General features: G+C 35.2%; 3 protein-coding genes and 1 pseudogene. 3 read left to right on the forward strand and 1 reads right to left on the reverse strand.

Annotated features, from left to right (window positions below; genetic code table 11):
• Positions 1-256: pseudogene (locus AZ66_RS30220) on the reverse strand (DDE-type integrase/transposase/recombinase); the annotation flags it as partial.
• A 986-nt stretch (positions 257-1,242) separates the two neighbouring features.
• Here AZ66_RS30220 and AZ66_RS27205 point away from each other — a divergent pair.
• The 3 genes from AZ66_RS27205 to AZ66_RS27215 all read left to right on the forward strand — a co-directional run bounded on the left by AZ66_RS27205 (position 1,243) and on the right by AZ66_RS27215 (position 4,277).
• On the forward strand, positions 1,243-2,283 hold the full coding sequence (locus tag AZ66_RS27205) for an ABC transporter substrate-binding protein (protein WP_044357758.1): 1,041 nt from the start codon (positions 1,243-1,245) through the stop codon (positions 2,281-2,283).
• A gap of 231 nt (positions 2,284-2,514) precedes the next feature.
• On the forward strand, positions 2,515-3,813 hold the full coding sequence (locus AZ66_RS27210; RefSeq protein ID WP_044357759.1) for an ABC transporter substrate-binding protein: 1,299 nt from the start codon (positions 2,515-2,517) through the stop codon (positions 3,811-3,813).
• A gap of 35 nt (positions 3,814-3,848) precedes the next feature.
• Entirely contained in the window at positions 3,849-4,277 is a 429-nt protein-coding gene (locus AZ66_RS27215; RefSeq protein WP_052648900.1) for a redoxin domain-containing protein, read from the forward strand.
• Positions 4,278-4,482: the final 205 nt, after the last annotated feature.

A 4,482-nucleotide genomic window follows, 5' to 3' on the forward strand; every position in this document is an offset into this window, starting at 1 on the left:
TGATATTAAATGTGGCTTCAGCAACGGCGTTGTCGTAAGGACAACCTTTCATGCATAAAAAACGACCGATTTTGAACGCAGTCAAAGTTTCATTGATCAACTTGTTCTTAAACTCACTACCAAGATCGGTATGAAATAATTGAATCTGACGTATATCACCTTGTACAGAAGCAAATGCCCGTACTACAAGTTCAGCATCTTTGTTCGCCCCCGCACTGAAACCAATAATTTCTCGATTAAAGAGATCGATAAACATACAGATGCATTGCCATCTGTATTGACTCTGACATAGGTTAGGTCGCTGACTACAACAAGTTTAGCTTATATTGCTCGAATTGATGATTCAGTTCATTTGTTGCAGGGAATCATAACATAAATTCTTGTGAGATTTATACTGGCCAACTGTGTAGGAGGATAGCAGGCCTTGTTCCTCAATGATACGGCCAATTCGTTTCCTAGATATAATAAATACACGTTCATGAACTTAGCTTTACGTTTTCTTGTGCCATATGATTTCCGATTTTCTCGAAGATATCAATGATGGGCTCTGTAATGTTGGCTTCCTGCTACTTTGTTTTTACTTAATAGAAGGTGCTACTAGCGATTTGCAGGACGTCATACATTGCTGATACGATTTGTCAAAGATTCGTTTGATGACATTTACTTTCGTCCCATGATCAGCACTGCTTGCATTAAGATATGTCTACCTCCATTATAAGGCGTTCATTTTCATTACGTAATGCATAAGTTTATTCTCTTCAGCTGAGCGATTGTCTTTCGCTAAGATAGATCCTGATTGTTGATATTGCATGGCCGAAGATGCCTCTTGCGACTAAACATCTAAATAATAGTAATGGATCAGTGTTATTTGTAATGGATAATCCTGATCCTGTTTCTTACAAACTGTCGTTAGCGGTCGATTTCATATTCTTTTTCCAGTTCGGTACAATTTCCCTTACTCTTGTTCAGATGCTAATTGGCGAAATATAACTTTCCGAAATGTCTAGTTCGCATGCTTTGATCAACTGGCTTCAGATTCCTGGTGATTCTACCCCATAGCATTCTGATTATAGTATCAAACCTCCAATAGTTATTCTTAAATCAACTCTTCCTTGAAGGATAATATTATAATAACAGTTGACAATTCCACAAGCTGGGATTTATATTGTTAATATATAACAATATAGTATTACTTGCTTCAGGTGGATTTACCATTCTTCTTTTTAATTTTGAGGTGAAAAGATGAAACTACAAAAGTTGATTTTCATATTAATTTTTTCTCTGTTCCTTAACGGTTGTCAGATGAGTGAACAGAATAAAGAACGGAAGGAAATTAGTATTCTTTATAGCTCTATATCTGACTTTCAAAGGGATTTTGGATTTGTTAAAGATAAATTTAAAGATTTGAATATAAAAATCATAGAGTTCTCTCCCCAACTTGGGACTGGACTGTGGAACGAGATGAGATATATTTCAACTGAAAGTGCAGGTTGGGATAGTAAGCGTTATATAAATATAGTTGAGGAACAAAAACCAGATATTCTATTTTTTCCGCAATCTACATACGCAGACTTACTTAATGAAGGTATGTTATCCGATTTGTCTACATATGCAAGTGAAGATGGTTTCAAAGGGATTAACGCAAATATTATTGAAGCTCTTAATGAAATAGGAGATGGAAGACTTTACGCCTTGTCTGATTCTATTAGTTCGCAAGTGCTATTTTATAATAAAGATTTATTTAAGCAGTTTATGATACCAGAGCCAACTGATCAAATGTCTTGGGATCAAGTACTTAATTTAGCCAAACAATTTTCGTCACAAGATAAATTGAACGGCCTATATCTACTCAATTACGACGAAACAGGATTATTAATTAAAATGGGGATGACAAATGGCTTAAAGTGGTATGATTCTTTGAATCAAAGGACATTATTTAACAACCCCGCCTGGAAAAAAACACTTGAAGATTTAGTCGCATTCTATCAAGAAAAGACATCTTTTACCTCTCAAGAAGATCCCGCTGATTTATTTTTAGATGGTAAGTTAGCAATGACATTAAATACCTACCAATTTGCTATGAAGATAAATAACAACCGAGAAAAGAAAATAAATTGGGGTGTTGTAACCGAACCGGTTAATCCAAACGAGCCTAATATTAGTAAGACAATGAACTTCCAATATTTAAATGGAATTTGTGCAGGGACAAGAAATTTCAAAGAAAGTCTGGAAGTTTGGAAATATATTAACAGCGAGGAAGCAGCCAGATTGAAAAAAACTTAAGTTTATCTTTATTTACTATTCCTGTACGAGATTCTTTAATAGTTGATAACGATAATCGCAACCTAGCTGCCTATTATAAATTGAAACCCCAGATTACTCTTGGAGATACCAATTTACCCCGTGCAGCAGAAAAGGCAGCTCGTCTCGAAATAAATAGTATATTACGTCAAGCGATAGAGGAACAACTGACAATTGATCAAACAATCATAAAGCTACAGGAGGATGTCATAAATGCAATTCAATCGAATAAATGATAACGCTTTAATCTGTAGAGGCGTACTTATTCTTGTCATGATGTCCATGTTTTTATTAGTAACAGGTTGTGGTTTTTTTTCTCCATCTTCAAATAATAATAAGAAAAATAATCTGGAGACCGAGTTAACCATTTATTCTTCTTTTCAAGAACAGTTTTTTTATAAATATTATGGCAATTATCTTATACAGAAATATCCAAACATTAAATTTAGGCTAATCCAATCAATTAGTATGAATGCTGAAGAGATGACTAAAGAAATTCAACAAAGCAAACCCGATTTGATCATTACGTGGAAAGATAATTTTCGTGAACTTCAGAAGCAGAATATGCTTACAGACTTAAACACGCTAGCCCAGTCTAGTGACATTAATCTTGAGGATTACTACCCTGAAATGATTAGCACTCTTCAAAATGATACGGGGCAGTTAAATGGGCTATCTCCCACTGTTAATCCTTCTGTAGTTTTCTACAACAAAAACTTGTTCGATACAAACAAAATTGATTACCCGACCAACCAAATGTCTTGGGATGAAATGCTTTCATTAACCCAACGATTTATAGGATCTGGGACAACGGGATTGACTGGGAAAAGTCCGGTAGGTGTGTTATCGGCTATTGCGAAATCAAAGGGATGGAAAATTGTTGACACTCAGAGTAAAGATTTGTCTTTTAATTCTCAAGAATGGACAAGTTCCATTCAGAACATTCTTGATTCATCGAAGGTTGGTAATCTTATAAATGATACAGGTGAGTTGTTCATCCAAGGAAAAGCGGCGATGTATTATGGAACGTTAGATATGGTACCAAAGCTAATGGAAAAGAACTCATTTGCCTGGGAAGTAGTTACTACTCCAGTAGATTCACTAAATAGAGATATAAGTTCAGATATTAATTTTTATGATATATTTTGCATATCAAAAGAGGCTTCCCAGAAGGAGGCCGCTTGGGAAGTGATTCAAGCTTTACTTAGTGAAGAATCCATTACTTATTTGCAGAATAACAGTATTCCAGGTTCTGTATCCACCCTGAGTAAATATATGAATTCTCAGTACGGTAACATCGATTTATCGGCAATTTGGATGCAAAAAATAAACAAAAATCCTTATTTAAGCAGTGAACTATCTCGCAGCTTTATTGATCAATTCGATGAAATCGTTGATGCGGTCTTGACCAAGGCTATTCAGAATCAGAATATAACTTCCGCTGAATGTTTCAAAGAGATCGAAGAACAGACTGAAATTTTGTATCAAGAAGAGTTTCATACAAAGAAGTGAATTGGCAATTCTAGTAAAATGCGAGGGTGGCTATAATGGCGAAAACTATCAATGTAAGTCAATTAGTTGACACCAGTGCTCTAAAGGATTATTCATTCATAAGTTGGGATAAGCGAGAGGTCAAGATACACACGAAGGGAAAACAAATTTTATTTTTCATATCACTACATTGTTTACATTGTATTGATTTTTTACCGGATATCTCTTCAATTGAACAAGAGTTTCAAGAAGTAAACTTTATACTCTTTTCTACCGGAGATGCAGAAGATCATCAAGAAATGGCAGATTATTTTAAATGGGAATTACCTATCGTACATCTTGACCAGGATGATATTGAACGTCTTTTTAATATTTCAATGCTGCCTCATATGCTAATGCTAGAAGATGGAGTAATCAAACTTGCAGGCGTAGTAGATAACAAAACTGATTTTCTACAATTCGCTGGTAAGCTTCTTAGGAACTAACTAATTTTGCTTGAAAGGAGGTGATTAAATATGGCGACAACATGTACATGTCCATCTGGATATACTAGGTCCCTGGCTGATTTATCCACAGCTTGTGTCAGTGGAGCTTGCACATCTGGCTCGAGTACTTATTCAAAAATTCTAAAGGCGTATAAGACCATGACTTGCACGAAAGATGGAAGCGCTAATAACTCTGCATGTGAAA

This window comes from Paenibacillus sp. E194 (genome assembly GCF_000935845.1).
In the GTDB taxonomy this organism is placed as follows: domain Bacteria; phylum Bacillota; class Bacilli; order Paenibacillales; family Paenibacillaceae; genus Paenibacillus_B; species Paenibacillus_B alvei_B.

Bases quoted from the DNA above. Each gene is read 5' to 3' on its own strand.
- AZ66_RS27215 (WP_052648900.1), top strand. From the start codon at position 3,849: ATGGCGAAAACTATCAATGTAAGTCAATTAGTTGACACCAGTGCTCTA.
- AZ66_RS27205 (WP_044357758.1), top strand. From the start codon at position 1,243: ATGAAACTACAAAAGTTGATTTTCATATTAATTTTTTCTCTGTTCCTT.
- AZ66_RS27210 (WP_044357759.1), top strand. From the start codon at position 2,515: ATGCAATTCAATCGAATAAATGATAACGCTTTAATCTGTAGAGGCGTA.